The 16,962-nt window shown below is 47.0% G+C and carries 19 protein-coding genes; 8 read left to right on the forward strand and 11 right to left on the reverse strand.

The features are described 5' to 3' along the window. Window position 1: 1 nt before the first annotated feature. The 4 genes from rsfS to F9L33_RS08480 all read right to left on the reverse strand — a co-directional run bounded on the left by rsfS (window position 2) and on the right by F9L33_RS08480 (window position 2,728). The gene (gene rsfS / locus F9L33_RS08465) at window positions 2-334 is read right to left on the reverse strand and encodes a ribosome silencing factor (protein WP_152142525.1); all 333 of its coding nucleotides are present in this window, start codon (window positions 332-334) and stop codon (window positions 2-4) included. A gap of 172 nt (window positions 335-506) precedes the next feature. After that, on the reverse strand, window positions 507-1,484 hold the full coding sequence (gene denD / locus F9L33_RS08470) for a D-erythronate dehydrogenase (protein ID WP_152142327.1): 978 nt from the start codon (window positions 1,482-1,484) through the stop codon (window positions 507-509). A 1-nt stretch (window position 1,485) separates the two neighbouring features. Further along, window positions 1,486-1,809, reverse strand: a complete 324-nt coding sequence (locus F9L33_RS08475) for a hypothetical protein (protein ID WP_152142328.1) — start codon at window positions 1,807-1,809, stop codon at window positions 1,486-1,488. Between the two features lie 52 nt (window positions 1,810-1,861). Beyond that, window positions 1,862-2,728: a branched-chain amino acid aminotransferase gene (locus tag F9L33_RS08480; protein ID WP_152142329.1), complete on the reverse strand. Its 867-nt coding sequence runs from the start codon at window positions 2,726-2,728 to the stop codon at window positions 1,862-1,864. A gap of 167 nt (window positions 2,729-2,895) precedes the next feature. Between F9L33_RS08480 and F9L33_RS08485 the strand changes: the two genes are divergently transcribed. The 7 genes from F9L33_RS08485 (at window position 2,896) to F9L33_RS08515 (ending at window position 8,839) form a co-directional block, all read left to right on the forward strand. Continuing rightward, complete coding sequence (locus F9L33_RS08485; RefSeq protein WP_152142330.1) at window positions 2,896-3,384, forward strand: MarR family winged helix-turn-helix transcriptional regulator; 489 nt, start codon at window positions 2,896-2,898, stop codon at window positions 3,382-3,384. A 21-nt stretch (window positions 3,385-3,405) separates the two neighbouring features. After that, a complete protein-coding gene (locus F9L33_RS08490) occupies window positions 3,406-4,116 on the forward strand; it encodes a response regulator (RefSeq protein ID WP_152142331.1) in 711 nt (236 codons plus the stop codon). Between the two features lie 2 nt (window positions 4,117-4,118). Beyond that, window positions 4,119-5,054 (forward strand): histone deacetylase family protein, encoded by a 936-nt coding sequence (locus F9L33_RS08495; RefSeq protein WP_152142332.1) that lies wholly within the window; start codon window positions 4,119-4,121, stop codon window positions 5,052-5,054. After that, on the forward strand, window positions 5,051-5,290 hold the full coding sequence (locus tag F9L33_RS08500; RefSeq protein WP_152142333.1) for an exodeoxyribonuclease VII small subunit: 240 nt from the start codon (window positions 5,051-5,053) through the stop codon (window positions 5,288-5,290). The genes F9L33_RS08495 and F9L33_RS08500 overlap by 4 nt, the downstream gene beginning before the upstream one ends. 4 nt (window positions 5,291-5,294) lie before the next feature. Beyond that, window positions 5,295-6,176 (forward strand): polyprenyl synthetase family protein, encoded by an 882-nt coding sequence (locus F9L33_RS08505; RefSeq protein WP_152142334.1) that lies wholly within the window; start codon window positions 5,295-5,297, stop codon window positions 6,174-6,176. Window positions 6,177-6,219: 43 nt separating this feature from the next. After that, on the forward strand, window positions 6,220-8,121 hold the full coding sequence (gene dxs, locus F9L33_RS08510) for a 1-deoxy-D-xylulose-5-phosphate synthase (RefSeq protein WP_226804063.1): 1,902 nt from the start codon (window positions 6,220-6,222) through the stop codon (window positions 8,119-8,121). Between the two features lie 61 nt (window positions 8,122-8,182). After that, entirely contained in the window at window positions 8,183-8,839 is a 657-nt protein-coding gene (locus F9L33_RS08515) for a hypothetical protein (protein ID WP_193222002.1), read from the forward strand. On the opposite strand, the gene F9L33_RS08520 is transcribed toward F9L33_RS08515, so the two are convergent. From F9L33_RS08520 to F9L33_RS08540, 5 genes are read right to left on the reverse strand one after another with little or no spacing between them, the layout of a single operon-like run. Continuing rightward, window positions 8,820-10,055, reverse strand: coding sequence for a class I SAM-dependent RNA methyltransferase (locus F9L33_RS08520; RefSeq protein WP_152142337.1), 1,236 nt, complete (start codon window positions 10,053-10,055; stop codon window positions 8,820-8,822). The two genes, F9L33_RS08515 and F9L33_RS08520, sit on opposite strands and share 20 nt — an antisense overlap. A gap of 9 nt (window positions 10,056-10,064) precedes the next feature. Further along, window positions 10,065-10,652, reverse strand: coding sequence for a LysE family translocator (locus tag F9L33_RS08525; protein WP_152142338.1), 588 nt, complete (start codon window positions 10,650-10,652; stop codon window positions 10,065-10,067). Further along, window positions 10,649-11,821 (reverse strand): CCA tRNA nucleotidyltransferase, encoded by a 1,173-nt coding sequence (locus tag F9L33_RS08530; protein ID WP_370452095.1) that lies wholly within the window; start codon window positions 11,819-11,821, stop codon window positions 10,649-10,651. The genes F9L33_RS08525 and F9L33_RS08530 overlap by 4 nt, the downstream gene beginning before the upstream one ends. Beyond that, window positions 11,808-12,449 (reverse strand): CoA pyrophosphatase, encoded by a 642-nt coding sequence (locus tag F9L33_RS08535; protein ID WP_226804043.1) that lies wholly within the window; start codon window positions 12,447-12,449, stop codon window positions 11,808-11,810. Before F9L33_RS08535 ends, F9L33_RS08530 begins: the two co-directional genes overlap by 14 nt. A 30-nt stretch (window positions 12,450-12,479) precedes the next feature. After that, complete coding sequence (locus tag F9L33_RS08540) at window positions 12,480-13,469, reverse strand: Hsp33 family molecular chaperone HslO (protein ID WP_152142339.1); 990 nt, start codon at window positions 13,467-13,469, stop codon at window positions 12,480-12,482. A gap of 30 nt (window positions 13,470-13,499) precedes the next feature. On the opposite strand from F9L33_RS08540, the gene F9L33_RS08545 reads away from it, so the two are divergent. Next, complete coding sequence (locus F9L33_RS08545) at window positions 13,500-14,003, forward strand: NUDIX hydrolase (RefSeq protein ID WP_370452096.1); 504 nt, start codon at window positions 13,500-13,502, stop codon at window positions 14,001-14,003. On the opposite strand, the gene F9L33_RS08550 is transcribed toward F9L33_RS08545, so the two are convergent. Continuing rightward, complete coding sequence (locus F9L33_RS08550) at window positions 13,995-15,353, reverse strand: DUF4384 domain-containing protein (RefSeq protein WP_193222003.1); 1,359 nt, start codon at window positions 15,351-15,353, stop codon at window positions 13,995-13,997. The genes F9L33_RS08545 and F9L33_RS08550 overlap by 9 nt on opposite strands. A gap of 234 nt (window positions 15,354-15,587) precedes the next feature. After that, window positions 15,588-16,859 carry a SpoIIE family protein phosphatase gene (locus F9L33_RS08555; protein ID WP_226804044.1) on the reverse strand — a complete coding sequence of 424 codons (1,272 nt, stop codon included), beginning with the start codon at window positions 16,857-16,859 and terminating at the stop codon, window positions 15,588-15,590. Window positions 16,860-16,962 lie beyond the last annotated feature (103 nt).

Consider the following 16,962-nt stretch of genomic DNA (forward strand, 5'->3'; position numbering starts at 1 on the left):
ATTATACGTTTTCTGGTTCAGCCGATTGCAGCCACAGTTTCTCCAACTGATAGAACTCGCGCACTTCAGGGCGGAAGATGTGGATGATGATATCACCTGCATCGATCAAAACCCAATCGCCAGCGCCTTTGCCTTCCATGCGTGCAATCACACCCATGTTTTGCTTAAGGTTATCTACCAACTTTTCAGAAATCGCAGAAACTTGGCGTGTAGAACGACCTGTCGCTACGACCATATGATCCGCCATCTGTGATTTGCCTTGCAACTCTATCGTTACAATATCTTCGGCTTTATCATCTTGAAGGGAGTTCAGAACCAGATCCAGCATAGACATGCTGGGTATATTTTTATTCGCAGCGTCTGCTGCATCAACACGTTCAGTCAGAACCGTGTCCTCCGTATAGCGCACCGTACCTTGGTGCTAAGGTGATTCTAGAATACCAGACAAAGATTGACGGGGGCAAGTGACGAACGATCACGTTATGTAACGTGGCACATTTACGTCACTATTTATGACATAGCTCTGTATCGATATAGGTCTGAATGATCGCTTTGAAATCTTTATCAGCCTGAAAGCCTAAGTTAAGAGCGCGCTTTGCAGCAAAGCGTTCAGGCCATCCCATAACGATGTTTTGTATGGCTTCATTGGGTTCACGTTTGATCAGTTTCACCACATCAGCGCCCGCAATATCGTGTAAGGCTTCTATTTGATCCGCTACAGTGCATGAAACACCCGGCAAATTCAAAGACAGATGTTTGCCCAGTTGTGACGCGCTTATACTGGCGGCATGGGTCATAAAGCCAACGGCACTTTTAGGTGATGCAAACCAATGGCGCAGCGTTTCAGGGACGGGCAATATCGCCTCTTGCCCATTCAATGGTTCACGGATGATGCTGGAGTAGAAGGATGAAGCGGCAAGGTTCGGTTTTCCCGGTCGTACGCATATTGTGGGCAGGCGCATCGAAAACCCATCCATGAAACCCTTACGGACATAATCGGCAAGCAGCAATTCAACAGCGGCTTTTTGGGCGCCGTATGACGATTGCGGCGCTGTGAAAAAATCATCGGGAATGGTGTCTGGGTAGGGGCCGCTGAAGACGGCGAGAGATGAGGAAAAGATGACCTTTGGTTTATAACGGCCGTTGGAGGCTTCATGTTCTGCACGGATTGCTTCGAAAAGGTTCCAAGCACTGCGCATGTTAATATCCCAACCCTTGGCGAAATTTGCTTCGGCATCGCCTGAGACAATAGCGGATAGGAAATAGATGAGGTCTGGTTTTGAGGCGGCTAATGCTGTGGATGTTTCTGGGTCAGAGATGTTGCCTGTCAGTAAGGTTGGGCTGCCTTTGCCATTCCATGGTGGCGTAATGATATCATGTAAGATCAGTTCGTGAGCAGTGTCGCCGCTTAAACCGTTTGCTGCAATATCATGGGCGAGTTTCTGGCCAATCATGCCAGCGCCACCAAGTATAAGAACTTTCATTTTATCCCCAAACCCTAAATGGTTTTCGGCAATAGACTGTTTCATAGCCTTGTAAGGTTAATTGTTCGTGCCTTTTACTTTGAGTTATAATCAGTTCAATCTTGGCACCAACACAATGTAGTAAAACATGTGACCGGTAATCTCTTACATCTTCTTCGGATATATCATCATCAATAACAAAATCGCTTAAGCGTTCATTGAATATACCGCCGTTTATAATTTTATTAAAATCATAAATTAGCTGATTGTCATGATTAACAAGGCATAAGCTTTCGCCATAGAAAAACTCGTCATTACGATTCTTAGATTTGTGGTTTTTAGTCATGTCCCTAATGGAATACTATGGACTTAAATTGTAAAGCCCATAGTATAATATCTTAGCTACGAACCAATTTTTCGTAGCTTTCGGAAATGTCCCGCGCCATGGTGCCAACCTCGAAATTATAATCGCCGATTTGACCCACTGGCGTGACCTCTGCCGCTGTACCTGTTAACCAGCATTGTTCGAACCCTTCCAGCTCTTCTGGCATGATGTGGCGCACATGGGTTTTGATGCCCTTTTCCTTAAGCATGTCCAACACGGTTTGGCGTGTTAGGCCGTTTAAGAAGCAATCTGGGTCAGGTGTGTGCACTTCGCCGTCTTTAACAAAGAACATGTTTGCACCTGTTGCTTCGGCCACGTAACCACGATGGTCGAACATCATTGCGTCAGAACAGCCTTTGGCCTCTGCTTGGTGTTTGGCCATTGTGCAGATCATGTACAGACCTGATGCTTTGGCGAAACATGGGATTGTTTCTGGGCTTGGGCGCTTCCATTTAGAGATGTCCAATTTGGCGCCTTTGAATTTCGCGTCGCCATAATAGTTGCCCCATTCCCATGCGGCCACTGCCATGCGCACTGGGTTTGCTTGCGATGCAACACCCATGTCATTGCCAGAACCGCGCCAGCATAATACGCGGACATAGGCATCGCTGAAACCGTTGGCTTTCATCACTTCGTATTTAGCGGCTTCGATTTCATCCACTGTGTATGGAATTGGTACATCGATGTATTCGCCAGATTTGATCAGGCGTTCAGAGTGTTGAACGCTTTTGAAAATCTTACCGTTGTAAGCGCGTTCGCCTTCAAATACAGAAGAGGCATAGTGCATTGCGTGTGTTAAGACGTGTACCTGTGCATCACGCCAAGGGATAAGCTTGCCGTCCAACCAGATTTGACCATCGCGATCATCATAAGAACCCATCTGAACATCCTTCCATCGTAGGTAGAGTAATTTTATTACCCGAAATTAAAAACTTGCGTTACAAAGTTGCAAGAAACTTGGATTTCGCTATCATTTGATTCTTGGAAAGTCAATAATACTGACGTAAATTGAATAAACGGCGTAATATTCGTGATCGGATGAAATAAATGGTAGACTTGTCTAAAGCAGCAAAAGGGGAAAACTTACTTTTCCTAACGGATGACCAACTGCTGCAAGGTATCGAGCTTATGTTCTTTGCATACAAAGGCTTCACTTCGGACCCCGATCAAATTTTGCAAAATTACGCTTCTTATGGGCGCGCGCACCACCGCGCCTTGCATTTTATCAACCGAAACCCCAACATCACAGTGAATACGCTTTTGGATATATTGGGCGTCACAAAGCAATCGTTGAACCGTGTGCTTCGTCAATTGGTCGAAGACAATTTGGTGGAAAGCCAAGTTGGCAAACGAGATCGTCGGGAACGTAATTTGAAATTAACTGAAGCGGGACAAAATCTGGAACGCAGCTTGTCGGGCGCACAGCGCGAACGTATGCGCTCTGCCTATAAAGCGGCTGGACCTGATGCTGTGCAAGGTTTTCGGACCGTTTTGCAGAATATTATGGACCCACAGATGAAAAGCCATCTAGAGTGATAGGGTATTAGGGGAATATTAATGTCAGTACCAAATGTGAACGATGCCCATATTCTGATCGTAGACGATGACGAGCGGATCCGTGGGCTGCTGCAAAAGTTTTTGGCCCGTCATGGGTTCTGGGTCACAACCGCCCGCGATGCAGCACATGCGCGCAGATTGCTTGAGGGGCTGGATTTCGACCTGTTGGTGCTGGATGTGATGATGCCTGGCGAAGATGGTTTGACGCTGACAAAATCATTACGAGATACATTAACCACGCCAATCCTGTTGTTGACGGCCAAGGTTGAAAGTGGCGAGCGGATTATGGGGTTGGAAGCGGGTGCTGACGATTACTTGACCAAGCCGTTTGAACCCAAAGAATTGGTACTACGTATTAATGCAATCCTGCGTCGTGTCCCTGCTGATGCGCCAGTGAATGAGCCGCCTAAGACATTACAAATGGGTGAGGTTCGCTATGATGTGACACGTGGTGAAATGTGGCGTGGCAATGATTTGGTGCGTTTAACGGCAACGGAAAGTGCGCTGATGCGTATATTTTCGGCTGGAACACATACGCCTGTTTCACGTGCAAAACTCGTTGAAGATTTGGGGCGCGACAAAGGCCAAAGCCAAGAACGTGCAGTGGATGTTCAGATCACACGTTTGCGCCGTAAGATTGAAGACGATCCCAAGAACCCACGTTACCTGCAAACGGTGCGCGGTGCGGGTTATATGTTGGCGCCTGATTAAACATGACCACAGCTTTTATCACGCATACTGACTGTTTAAAACATGTCACACCTGATGGGCATCCCGAGCAAGTGGCGCGCTTACAAGCAGTTTTGAAACGCTTCGAAGCCCCAGAGTTTGATGCTTTGGATCGGCACGAAGCACCTTTGGCTGAAAAATCACATATCCTGCGTGTGCATCCAGAAGCGTATTACGACAAGGTTGAGGCGGCTGAACCTGCAACAGGTTGGACGCAATTGGATGCGGATACGCATATGTCCAATGGATCATTTCGTGCTGGCTTGCTGGCTGCGGGTGCAAATATTGAAGCGGTTGATTTGGTGGCTTCTGGCCAAGCTGACAATGCATTTTGCGCGATCCGCCCACCGGGGCATCACGCGGAAACATCTACCTCTATGGGGTTTTGTTTGTTTGGCAGTGTTGTGGTCGGGGCAAAACACGCTTTGGAAGAATATGGATATGACCGCGTTGCGATTGTGGATTTTGATGTCCATCACGGCAATGGCACCCAGGACTTGGTTTGGAATGACGATCGCATATTCTTTGCATCCACGCACCAAATGCCATTGTACCCAGGATCGGGTGCAGCGCATGAAACAGGTGCGTCTGGCAATGTGATGAACATTCCATTGCAAGCGAATGCAGATGGGGCAGCATTGCAAGCTGCGTTTAACAATTCCATCTTACCCGCTTTGGATCATTTCAAACCTGACATGATTTTCATCTCTGCTGGGTTTGATGCACATTATGCGGATCCGCTGGCAAACCTGAATTTCACCGAAGATGATTTCGTTTGGGCAACACATGCGCTTGCAAAAGCGGCAAAAAGGCTTTGTGGCGGCCGTCTGGTCTCGACTCTTGAAGGCGGATATGATCTTGAGGCGTTGGCTGCAAGTACCGCAGCACACGTTAAGATTTTGATGGAGTATTCGGCATGAGCGACGCACCCGTGGCAGAGATGAGCTTTGAGCAAGCGATGGCAGAATTGGAAACGGTGGTTTCTAAACTGGAAAGCAGCCAAGTGGCATTGGACGAGTCTATCAAGCTTTATGAACGTGGCGCAGAGTTGAAACAGCACTGCGAAACCAAGTTAAAAGAAGCCGAAGAAAAAGTGGCGCAAATCACATTAAGCCCAGATGGCACACCTGCTGGTTTGAAAGCCCAAGAAGGCTAACAGAATGTCCCCAGAATTTAAGTCACAACTGACCAGTGCAGTGGCGTTGGTGGAAGCGAAGCTGAACACGCTATTGCCAACGACAGATCAATCTTTGGTCGCTGATCCAATGCGCCATGCGGTGCTGAATGGTGGCAAAAGATTACGCGCGTTTTTGGTCATGGAATCAGCAGCATTGTTTGATGTGCCGACATCACAATCTGTTTATGCGGCCAGTGCGATTGAATGTATCCACGCCTACTCTTTGGTGCATGATGATCTGCCCTGCATGGATGATGATGACCTGCGCCGTGGCTTGCCAACGGTCCATGTGAAATGGGACGAAGCAACAGCCGTGTTGGTTGGTGATGCTTTGCAAACCATAGCGTTTGAGATTTTGGCTGATCAAGCTGCGGCTGACAGTGATGCTATTCGTATTCAGTTGATTAGTAGTATTGCCAAGGCCGCTGGTGCGGATGGTATGGTTTTGGGCCAAGCCCAAGATATTGCAGCAGAAACTGCAACTGTGCCACTGACATTAGAGCAAATCACAGACCTGCAAGCGAATAAAACGGGCGCGTTGATTAAATGGTCTGCACAAGCAGGTGCATTGCTTGGCGGTCAATCAACAGATGCGCTGGGTGCGTATGCAACAGCGCTGGGTCTGGCATTCCAAATCCAAGATGATGTACTGGATATCGAAGGTGATCCAGAGGCGGCAGGCAAGCGTTTGCAAAAAGATGCAGATGCTGGCAAAGCCACATTCGTTTCTATTCTGGGACTTGATGAGGCGAAACATCGCGCCAAGTTACTGGTAGAACAGGCAAATGATGTGTTATCACCGTATGGTGCCAAAGCGGACGCATTGCGTGCTGTAGCCCAATACGTGATCGAACGCGATAAGTAGCGAAAGAGTTTAAACCGTGACGAATGACCGTCCAAATACACCGATGCTGGATAAGATATCCACGCCAGAGGATTTGAAACAACTGACAGATGCGCAGTTGTGTCAGGTTGCGGATGAGTTACGCGCTGAAACGATTTCGGCTGTATCCGAAACTGGTGGCCATTTGGGTGCAGGTTTGGGCGTTGTGGAACTGACGACAGCCATTCATGCGGTGTTCGATACCCCCAAGGATCGTCTGATCTGGGATGTGAGCCATCAATGTTACCCGCATAAGATTTTAACGGGTCGTCGTGATCGCATTCGGACTTTGCGACAAGCGGATGGTTTATCTGGTTTTACGAAACGGTCTGAAAGTGCGTTTGACCCATTTGGAGCAGCGCATAGTTCAACCTCAATTTCTGCAGCGCTTGGTTTTGCGGTTGCCCGTGATTTGGGCGGCGCACCTGAACATGGTTTGGGCGATGCAATTGCTGTGATCGGTGATGGGTCAATGTCTGCGGGCATGGCCTATGAAGCGATGAACAATGCTGGGCATTTGAAAAAACGCCTGTTTGTGATTTTGAATGACAATGAAATGTCGATTGCGCCACCTGTTGGTGCGATGTCGTCTTATTTATCCAAGCTTTATGCTGGTGAACCATTTCAAGAATTGAAAGCGGCGGCAAAAGGTGTTGTATCGCTTTTGCCTGACCCGTTCCAAGATGGTGCCAAACGTGCGCGCGATATGGTCAAACATATGACTGTGGGCGGCACGATGTTTGAACAGCTTGGCTTTTCTTATGTCGGTCCGATTGATGGCCACGATTTGGATCAGCTTTTGAGTGTTTTGCGCACTGTAAAAGACCGGGCCACTGGCCCGATGTTGATCCACGTGATTACGAAAAAAGGTAAGGGTTATGCGCCAGCAGAAGCCTCTGCCGATAAATACCATGGTGTCAGCAAGTTTGATGTTGTGTCTGGGAAACAGCACAAAGCGAAATCGAATGCGCCGAGTTACACCAAAGTATTTGCGGAAAGCCTGATCAAAGAAGCAGCTGACGATGATAAGATTGTTGCGGTGACAGCTGCCATGCCAGATGGCACGGGTCTTGATCTGTTCGCTGAACGGTTTCCAAGCCGTTGTTTTGATGTGGGCATTGCCGAACAGCACGGTGTTACATTCTGTGCGGGTCTTGCTGCGGGTGGCATGAAGCCGTTTTGCACAATGTATTCCACATTCCTGCAACGAGGCTATGACCAAGTTGTGCATGATGTTGCTCTGCAACGTTTGCCTGTACGTTTCGCGATTGATCGCGCTGGGTTGGTTGGGGCTGATGGTGCCACACACGCAGGCAGCTTTGATGTAGCATACCTTGCGAACCTGCCAGACATGGTTGTTATGGCAGCAGCGGATGAAGCGGAATTGGTGCATATGGTTGCAACTGCCGCTTCGATCAATGATCGCCCATCTGCATTCCGCTATCCACGCGGTGAAGGTGTGGGTGTTGATATTCCTGAAAAGGGTGAAGTGCTGGAAATCGGTAAGGGCCGCATGATCCAAGAGGGATCAAAGGTTGCGATTCTGTCGTTCGGTACACGCTTGCAAGAAGTGATGAAAGCATCCGAAGCGCTATCAGCTAAAGGTATTACACCAACCATTGCCGATGCACGCTTTGCGAAACCTTTGGATGAAGATCTGATCCGTAAACTGGCTGAAACACATGAAGCGATCATCACGATTGAAGAGGGCGCTGTTGGCGGTTTCGGCAGTCATGTGATGCATTTCATGGCAGAGGCTGGCTTGCTGGATACAGGACTAAAAGTCCGCTCAATGGTATTGCCTGATATCTTTATCGATCAAAATTCCCCTGCAAAAATGTACGACGTTGCAGCGATGAATGCGGAACATATCGAAGCGAAAGTTTTGGATGTGATGGGCGTTGCCAGCATCGTGAAACGCGCCTGACGTAAGGTTTTTCTTTCCTATTACGGATTAATGAATAGCGTAATGCGCGGGAGGAATGACAATGGAACAATCAACAGGTGTGATACGCTATCGCTGGGTCGTGTTTTTGCTGGCGGCATTCTATTTCACCTATGGGTTCATTGGCACAGACCATAATTTTGTCGGTTGGCAATATCGGTATCTGACCAACTGGGCGATGACACTCAGCACAATATCCGCGTTCTTGATGTTACAAAGATCATTGGGACGACGGGATCAGCGGCATGAGGTTTTGGCCTCTGCCACGATGGTTATCAATTTCATGGTCGTGTTGCTCTATTGGAAAATATACCTGTCCGACCCAACACAATTCTATGTGGACGGCGTGCGGACAAGCCCCGCCTGGCAGGAATATTACCTGCATTTGTTAGGCCCTGTTTTACAATGGATTGATGCGCTATTTATTCTGGGCACCTTCCGACATATCAAGAAAACCATCGGTTTGGCTGTTAGTATTACACTGATTTATGTGGTTTGGATTGAGGGCATTGTTAGCCCGTTCAATGCGTCCCCAATTGGCAGTGTGACCACAGGTTTACCGTATCGGTTTTTGAATAACCTAGAGCTTGCAGATCGTGGAATGTTTTATATCCAAAACATTGCTGTTGCAGTGATTATGGCATTGGTATTCTCGGCGTTATCTAGGGTTTTGCGGAAACTTAACCTCGCGCCAAAGTAAACTGCGCCACCAATTCCACGTGGGCTGACCAGCGAAATTGATCCACGACTTGGACCCAATCCAATGTGTATCCACCATTGATCAATATCTTCGCATCCCGCGCAAATGTGGCAGGGTTGCAAGAAACGAATGAGATTTTTCCAATGTCTGATTGTGCCAGAATACGCGTTTGTTCCAAAGCACCTGCACGGGGTGGGTCAATGACCACGCCGTCGAATTTCTTTAATTCGTCCAACATCAGGGGGCGGTAAAATAAATCACGTGCTTCTGTCGTGACAGCTTTCAAATCTGTTGCTTTGCGCCATCCGCTCTCTAATGCCTCTAACATTTCGGGCAATGTTTCCACGGCATGAACTTCGGCATGTTTCGCAAGTGGCAGGCTGAATGTGCCTGAACCGCTGAACAGATCAATCACACGTTTGCACCCATCCAAAGTTTCCAAGCTGGCGGAAACCAATGCTTCTTCGCCCTCTTTGGTCGCTTGCAAGAATGAACCACTGGGCGGGATTACATGGGCTGTTCCAAATTTCTGTGTGGGGGGTGTGAGTTGTGCTAGAACTTCACCGTTCCATGCAATCCGCGCAAAGCCATTTTCTGCTGCAAAACGTGCAAGTGTTTCGGTTTGTTTCACTTCCAATTCCTTGGCATCCACAACATCCACATCCAAACCGTTTTCGGTGACAGTGACGCCAATGCGAATTTCGGTTTTGCGCGAACAACCAAGCTTTGCCAACTCACGGTAAGCATCAAAGCCCGCCATTATAGCAGGGTGCATCAAAGGGCATTCCAGCAGATCGATGATGATGTCAGAGCCGCGTTTGTGAAAACCTACTTCGGCGGATTTCTTTGTCCGTTGCGCCGAAAAAACAGCGCGGCGGCGACTGTGGGTAGGCGACACATGAATAGGGCGCAGTTCTGTATTGATATGGTTCAGCGCAAGCGTATCGCTGACCATTCTGGTTTTCCAATCCGCCATCAAATCATCGCTGGCGTGTTGCATGACACAGCCACCACATTTTTTAAAATGACGGCAGGCCGGTTTCACGCGATCTGAAACAGGCTCAACAATACGGGGCGCTTCGCAAATACCATGCTCAATATCACCGGCCACAATTTCACCCGGCAATGTGAACGGGAAAAATACATCCTCATTGCGTACGGATGCCACACCATCACCATGCCAACGCAGGCGTTCTATTTCATATGTTTCAGTCATGTGGGGGATTTAGCGGAAAATCAGCAGCGCGGAAAGGGCAAGAAATACTGCCATAGTGCGGCGAAAGATTAGCCATGCACGATCTGTCCTTAGGAAACGGGATACGCCTTCGCCAAAATAGGTCCAAAAGGTGCAGACGAAAAAGTTTATGCCCGTGAACCCCATCGCCAAGCGCAAAGCTTCGCTTTCGGGTGGTAAGCCAAGTGGATACCCTGCGGAAGCAGCAACTGCGACAGCCCAGATTTTTGGATTTATCCATTGAAACAGGACAGCTTGAACAAATGTGAAAGGTTTATCGGTCGATCCGTTTTTCAAGCCGCCTTGAACACGGTACAGGCTCCACGCCATCCAAAGGATCCAAAGTGCTGCAACACATTTCAGTACGAACGCCAATTCGGGGTGTGCGATTAAAAGCGCGCCGATGCCAAAGCCAACACAGGCACCGATAATGCCAACGCCAATAGCAACGCCAAGGATATGAGGCCATGTTGCACGCGCGCCAAATCGTGCGCCTGATGCAAGTAACAGGATAACGTTTGGCCCAGGGGAAAAGAGGCCTGCAAAGATGAAGGCATAAACGGGGTCAAACAGGCTCATGCATCATCTCCATTTGGCAAGGCAAGTAATGCGCTTTGCGTCATATTCAGATCAGATGCAAGCCATGCCGCTTTTAACTGTTTCAAACGCTTGCCCAAAGTAGCCCCTTGGTAGTGATCCGATAAATCGGCAGATTTGATTGGAAATATTGCCTCAGCACCCGCTTGTAAGTCTTGTTCCAACGTGTCTGAAACAGGCATACCCATATGCGCTGCAAGCACGAGCATTGCATCACGCCCACTCTCAATACCCAAAATATGTCCTGCCACTTTGGCTGAAGATGCTTCGATCACAACCTCATTCATTTGGGATAAAAGCTGCGCTTCTTTTTTGCTCAGGCGCAATGCATTTTGCACATCTTCGCCGCCCAGTGCCAATAAACGGCGCATCCAGTTTGGCTTTACCTTTACCATATTTTCCAAATGCACAAGCGGGGCAACAGATGCAGTGTTTGCACCCGCAATAACCCGCATCAACACACCAGATTGCGACATGGATGCAAGACTGGGTGCTGGATCATCTGCCGCCAACAGCTTGCGCATTTCATGCCCGATGCGCTCTTTGGACAGTGTTTCGATGCCATCCAGATTGCTGGCGCAAGCATCCAAAGCATCAGCATCAATACCCCCCGCAGGATCGCCGTAAATTGCATGAAAGCGAAAGAAACGCAGGATACGTAAATAATCCTCACGGATACGTTGATGCGCATCTTCGATAAACTGCACATGGCGGTTTTTCAGATCTTCCATACCATCCAAAGGATCATAAACTGTTCCGCTGATATCCGCGTAGAGCGCATTCATTGTGAAATCGCGGCGCAAAGCATCGTCTTTGATATCTTTGGAAAAGGCCACAACGGCACGGCGACCATCCGTTTCCACATCTTTGCGAAAGGTGGTGATCTCAATTGGTTCATCATCTGCGACCACGGTAACGGTACCATGCTCAATACCAGTTGGAATTGCGCGTAAATTGCTGTTCTTAGCAATATCCAATACTTGTTCAGGCAAAGCATCGGTTGCAAGATCAATGTCACTTGCAGGTGCATCCAGCAATGCATTGCGCACACAACCGCCTACAAAATACGCTTTGAAACCTGCATCATTTAACGCTGCGCATACAGTTTTGGCACCAGCGTTCTGTAACCAATCCGCTTTAACCTTCATCATGGGTTTCCATGATTTCGGTGAACATGCGCATCATGCGTGCCGTTGCACCCCATATGTAATAGGGGCCATATGGTACGGAAAAATATCTGCGCGCTTGGCCTTGCCACATGCGGCCTTCGATTTGGTAGTTTGCGGGATTAAGCAGGTGATCTAGCGGGGCTGAAAAGACTTCGGAAACTTCGCCCGTTAGGGCTTTGGGCATTGCATCTTCTGGTACCAACCCCACATAGGGATGCACAAGAAAAGCTGTGACTGTTTCATGTTTTGGCAATGCGCCGATAATTTGGATGCTATCAGGATGCAGTCCAATCTCTTCGTGTGTTTCACGAAGGGCTGTATATTCCGTGGATGTATCGCTGGCATCTGCCTTGCCACCTGGGAATGAAATTTGCCCTGGATGATTGCGCATTTTTTGTGAGCGTTTTGTAAAGATCACCTCTAACCCACGGGGGCCTTTTGTGATCGGGATCAATACAGCTGCATCCGTCAGCGTATTGGCACCCGCTTTGCCATAATCATGGTTCAAATCGAAATCTGACGAAGGTGCGATATTTGAAACGCCAGATAATGCAGCTTCAATACGGTTTAATTGCGGGCGAAAACTTTCCATAGCACTTTCATGGCGCAAGGATGCTTCGCCTGCAAGCCTAGTGTGGGTTTATGACTTGGCGTCAAACCCCAAAGTTTTCGGATCCAACTCGTAATGGGCGCCGCAGAATTGGCAATCTGCCGTGACCATGCCGTTATCCGCAGTCATCTTTTCGATGTCTTTTTGCGAATACATGGACATGGTGAATTCCACTTTTTCAGGGCCACATGAACAACCGAATTCAGCTGGTTGTGTATCAAACACGCGTGGTTGATCTTCGTGGAACAAGCGCATCAACAATGTGGTTGGGGATACATAAGGACCAACCAATTCTGTTTCTTCAACAGTTTTCAGGTGCATAGTTGCACGGTTCCAACCATCGTCATATTCACCCAAATCCAAATTATCAGATTGCATGATTTCTGGTGCATCACCCTCTGGATCTTTGGTCGCAAATGGGGATGCTTGTGGCATCAACTGAACCATCACACCGCCAGCGCGCCATTCGTTCTGCTCTTCGGCTGTAGATGATTGACCGACAGATAATTCAAACTCTGTTGGCAGTTGTTCTGATTGCGCGAAATATGTGCTGGCACATGCTGCCAATGAACCACCAGCAAGGGGTGTCATGCCTTGGTATGGTTTCATATCTTGGCCTTGGTCGATCAAGACGCCAAATATACCCTTGCCAATTTTTTCAAACGGTGTGCCCCGTTCTGTTTCCAAACGCTCTTTGTTAAAACTGGCATAAGCGCGAATACGTGCTGGTTCGCCTTCGTTTTGTGGGCCGTAATAGTCAGTTGCCAAAATACGAATTGGCCCATCTCCGCGAATTTGCAGAGATAGTTTCCAACGCAATTTAACAGTTGGGCCGATCAGGGCCGTTAGAACAACAGCTTCGGCTAGGATTGCTGACACTTCCAAAGGATAATTGTGTTGTTCTAAAATAGTGTTCAACAGGCCATCCAAACGGGCCACGCGTCCGCGCACGTCGGATTTGTCCAATTGGAATGGTAGGATGGTATCATCCCATTCGATTTTTGCTTGGTTTGTAGACATGATGCACCTTGGCTTTTTTGCCCCAATAAGATGTTTTCTGCCGAAGGGCAATTCCCCGCTGTTATTTCATCTGTTTTGGGGTATGTCAGCGGTATGAGACGTTACGGCCAATCTGTTAAAACTGATATCACTTATAAACATCGCCCTGGCGTTTATGGGGTGATTCTGCACGGCAATGAAATTTTACTGACCCATCAAGCGGTGCCAGAATCAGAAATCCAACTGCCTGGCGGTGGAATTGACCCTGATGAAACGGCTTTGCAAGCGCTGCATCGCGAGTGCCTGGAAGAAACGGGTTGGAAAGTGCAGGTTGATCGCCGCCTTGGTGCATATCAACGGTTCACTTATATGTTGGATTATGAATTTTGGGCGCAAAAGATTTGCCACATTTATCTGTGTCGCCCAGTTTACAAGTTACAAGATCCGATAGAACCATTTCATACGACAATATGGACGGATGTGGATGATGCATTGGATTTGATCAGTAATGAAGGCGACTGTGATTTTTTACGCGCTGTTTTGGCCTTACGGTGATGCGTTACGGCTGATCATCGCCCAGTCTGTTAAGGTGGCTGTTTTAATAAAATGCCGCGGTAACTGAGTTATGTCGCGAACGGGTATTTTTGCAAATGATTTTGCTTGCTTGGAAAAAAGTGTTGTGGTGCTGAAATCTTGCAAGGTGCATAGAACATGTTCCGTAACGCCAGTTTCTTCGAATTTCAGTTTAAAACTATCCTGCTTGCTTGGCAGCTTTCGTTCTGTATTAGCGGTGACTTGTAATCTCACATCAGATTGCTGCGGTAATATTTGTGTCACGGGCCCAGAATCAGATTGATGAAAACAGGTTAAATAACCGTCGCTGTTTGTATGAATATTAATTTTGAAAAGGTCGCCCGCTTTATGCTTACTTTGTGCGGATAACTTTATCTGCGTCCCGTTTGGGTTACGCTTCATAGGCTGTTTTGCATGTCTACCCCGGCCATTTACAGTGTAGCCATATATTTTTTGTTTTAGATGCTCATAGGTATCATAGTTTAAATCACCCGTTGCAATTAGGCGGTTGTCTGATTGGAATTTTGAAAGTGCCGCATGGGTTTTTCGATCCATAATACCAGTCGGGCGTGCAGACAAATATTCCAACTTTTCCAACATACGCTGTGTTTCAATTATGGACAGTATTTTGGGTGTTGCTTTGTATCTAGAACGTTTTAAGTTTTGTTTCTTTTCATTTGAGGGTTCGATATTTAAGCATTCCCAATATGGCACACCCGCATGACGCCCAAGAAGTTCAATCACACCCAACTCGACCAAATTGCGCACAGCTTGCCCAACACTTTCAATGCGATTGAATGATAAAGAGAGGTTATATCCAGTCAATTTGATTAACCCCTTACCACCTGTTCCAAATGTACTGTTTGTCACGATCATAGAGTTTGCAACTGAGCCACCTGGTAAAATGGTTTTACTTGGGTAAGACACAAGGTGTAGATCCACAGAAACAATAGATGCGCTGCGGTTTAAACTTGGCGTAACAGAAGTGAGAGCACCGCCATTAATTGTAAAAGGATGGGGTGCGTTTGTCAGATCAAGGCTTACATTTGCCTGATCATTAACAGCATTGCTATCCACTTGTGTGATCGCGCCACGAAAATACAACTGTGGCTTTATATCGTCCTTTGCAAAAGTTAGCAGCTTTATCTGCCCATCCTTGCGTTCTAACGATTGGTCTAAGAAGACATATTTTCCATTGCTCACATTCATATGGTTAATCGCATTAACCAGCATATCATCTGCACCCACAGATATTTTGCGTGATAGATCTGTGATGCCTGTCGAGGATACCAATATACGGTTATTCTTCTGTTTGGTGAGCAGACGGTCCATGCACTGCAAGGACGCGTTAAAAGATGTGAAATTTCGAACAGGACGATTGTTCGGTTGCGCAACGTTTTTTATGGAAGGCGCATGAAATGTTGCGCAAGATGCCAAACTGAATAGGCAGAGCGATTGTGCAATAAGCTTGAAAATATGACAACGAAGAAAGTGCATGAAAGACAGCCCCAATTTCCTCTTAGGTTAAAGCGGGGGTGTTGAAGCAATGTAAATCTTGGTCTTTTACTATGCATTTTTTCCTGAAAATTCGAATAAAATTGCCGATAGATCATCGTAAAATGGTGTGCCATTTGCGAATTGACTGACATCCCATAACAATGTGTTTAGATATTCTAAGCCCGTGCTATCTACATGGTTAGATAACGTTGCGAGCATGTTATCATCGTCATATAATGCATCTGTAGCATTCTGGCATTCTGTGATGCCATCTGAATACAATAACAGTCGGTCGCCGTGATTTAAATGTAGTGTTTCCGTGGTATAATTTACGCCTTCTACCAACCCGATTGGCGGACCGCCTGCGCCAACCAATTCGGATGTTCCGTCACTGCGAACAATTACGGGGTGGGGGTGCCCTGCCTGTACAAAGTCAACCTGCCCTGTTTCCAAATCAATATCGGCAAAGGCCAGTGTAAAGTAATGTTCGGTTTCCATATCTGCGAGTAATTGATTGTTTAATGCTTTCGCAATTTGCGCTGGTGATTTCTGAATATATCTTCCGCTGTTATCCCGTTCAAACGCGATGTTTTGAGCCTTGTTATTTCGACTTAAGTATCCAGCCAAGCGGGCTGTTACTAAGGCTGAAGATATTCCATGCCCTGAAACATCGATGGAATACATTCCCAAACGGGCATTTGAAAACTGAAAAAAACCAACAAGATCACCGCCAACATGTCCACATGATTTAAATAAAATAGATATGTCGCCAGCAGGAAGCTTTTTATGATTTTCTGGAATAAGTGACAGCTGTAATTTCTCTGCAGCGACTAAGTCTTTTCTGATTTCCTCATTTAACGCTTGGACCTCGGCCAAAGTGTCAGAGATGTGTTTGTTTTTTTCTTGCAGGCTTTGTTCCATCTTTAGGATGCGCTGCCCTGCTTGAATACGCCCGAATAATTCGTCTGGATTTACTGGTTTTGACAAAAAGTCATCGGCACCGCTGGATAAGCCTTCTGCAATTTCTTCCTTTGCCGACTTTGATGTTAGCAAAATGAAGTACCCATAACTTGAGCGGTTCAATTTTTTGAAGATTTTACAAAATTCTAAACCATTCACATCAGGCATCATCCAGTCGCTTATAATCAGATCGAAATTTTGATTTTTACAATGCTCTAATGCTTCTTGAGCGCTCAAACACTGTACAGGGTTTAGCCCCCATTTTTTTAAATATGAAGAAACGATTTTTAGTTGCAACTTACTATCATCAACAACCAAGACAGCTAGTTCTTCACCATTATCTATAGTTGGATGAGATAGTGTGTTTTGTAAGTTTTCCAAGGCAGCCTCGTTGGATGTGTTCCATGATGTTTATGTCTTATGGGAATTAAAAACTGATGAAGCATTGCAAAATATTTTTTGCAAATTGTAACGCTTCATTAGG

The organism is Amylibacter sp. SFDW26, from assembly GCF_009184395.1.
Taxonomy (GTDB): domain Bacteria; phylum Pseudomonadota; class Alphaproteobacteria; order Rhodobacterales; family Rhodobacteraceae; genus Amylibacter.

Excerpts from the sequence above, each read along its gene's own strand:
- rsfS (WP_152142525.1), bottom strand. The coding sequence starts at position 334 with ATGTCTATGCTGGATCTGGTTCTGAACTCCCTTCAAGATGATAAAGCC.
- denD (WP_152142327.1), bottom strand. The coding sequence starts at position 1,484 with ATGAAAGTTCTTATACTTGGTGGCGCTGGCATGATTGGCCAGAAACTC.
- F9L33_RS08475 (WP_152142328.1), bottom strand. The coding sequence starts at position 1,809 with ATGACTAAAAACCACAAATCTAAGAATCGTAATGACGAGTTTTTCTAT.
- F9L33_RS08480 (WP_152142329.1), bottom strand. The coding sequence starts at position 2,728 with ATGGGTTCTTATGATGATCGCGATGGTCAAATCTGGTTGGACGGCAAG.
- F9L33_RS08485 (WP_152142330.1), top strand. The coding sequence starts at position 2,896 with ATGGTAGACTTGTCTAAAGCAGCAAAAGGGGAAAACTTACTTTTCCTA.
- F9L33_RS08490 (WP_152142331.1), top strand. The coding sequence starts at position 3,406 with ATGTCAGTACCAAATGTGAACGATGCCCATATTCTGATCGTAGACGAT.
- F9L33_RS08495 (WP_152142332.1), top strand. The coding sequence starts at position 4,119 with ATGACCACAGCTTTTATCACGCATACTGACTGTTTAAAACATGTCACA.
- F9L33_RS08500 (WP_152142333.1), top strand. The coding sequence starts at position 5,051 with ATGAGCGACGCACCCGTGGCAGAGATGAGCTTTGAGCAAGCGATGGCA.
- F9L33_RS08505 (WP_152142334.1), top strand. The coding sequence starts at position 5,295 with ATGTCCCCAGAATTTAAGTCACAACTGACCAGTGCAGTGGCGTTGGTG.
- dxs (WP_226804063.1), top strand. The coding sequence starts at position 6,220 with ATGCTGGATAAGATATCCACGCCAGAGGATTTGAAACAACTGACAGAT.
- F9L33_RS08515 (WP_193222002.1), top strand. The coding sequence starts at position 8,183 with ATGGAACAATCAACAGGTGTGATACGCTATCGCTGGGTCGTGTTTTTG.
- F9L33_RS08520 (WP_152142337.1), bottom strand. The coding sequence starts at position 10,055 with ATGACTGAAACATATGAAATAGAACGCCTGCGTTGGCATGGTGATGGT.
- F9L33_RS08525 (WP_152142338.1), bottom strand. The coding sequence starts at position 10,652 with ATGAGCCTGTTTGACCCCGTTTATGCCTTCATCTTTGCAGGCCTCTTT.
- F9L33_RS08530 (WP_370452095.1), bottom strand. The coding sequence starts at position 11,821 with ATGATGAAGGTTAAAGCGGATTGGTTACAGAACGCTGGTGCCAAAACT.
- F9L33_RS08540 (WP_152142339.1), bottom strand. The coding sequence starts at position 13,469 with ATGTCTACAAACCAAGCAAAAATCGAATGGGATGATACCATCCTACCA.
- F9L33_RS08545 (WP_370452096.1), top strand. The coding sequence starts at position 13,500 with ATGTTTTCTGCCGAAGGGCAATTCCCCGCTGTTATTTCATCTGTTTTG.
- F9L33_RS08550 (WP_193222003.1), bottom strand. The coding sequence starts at position 15,353 with ATGGACCGTCTGCTCACCAAACAGAAGAATAACCGTATATTGGTATCC.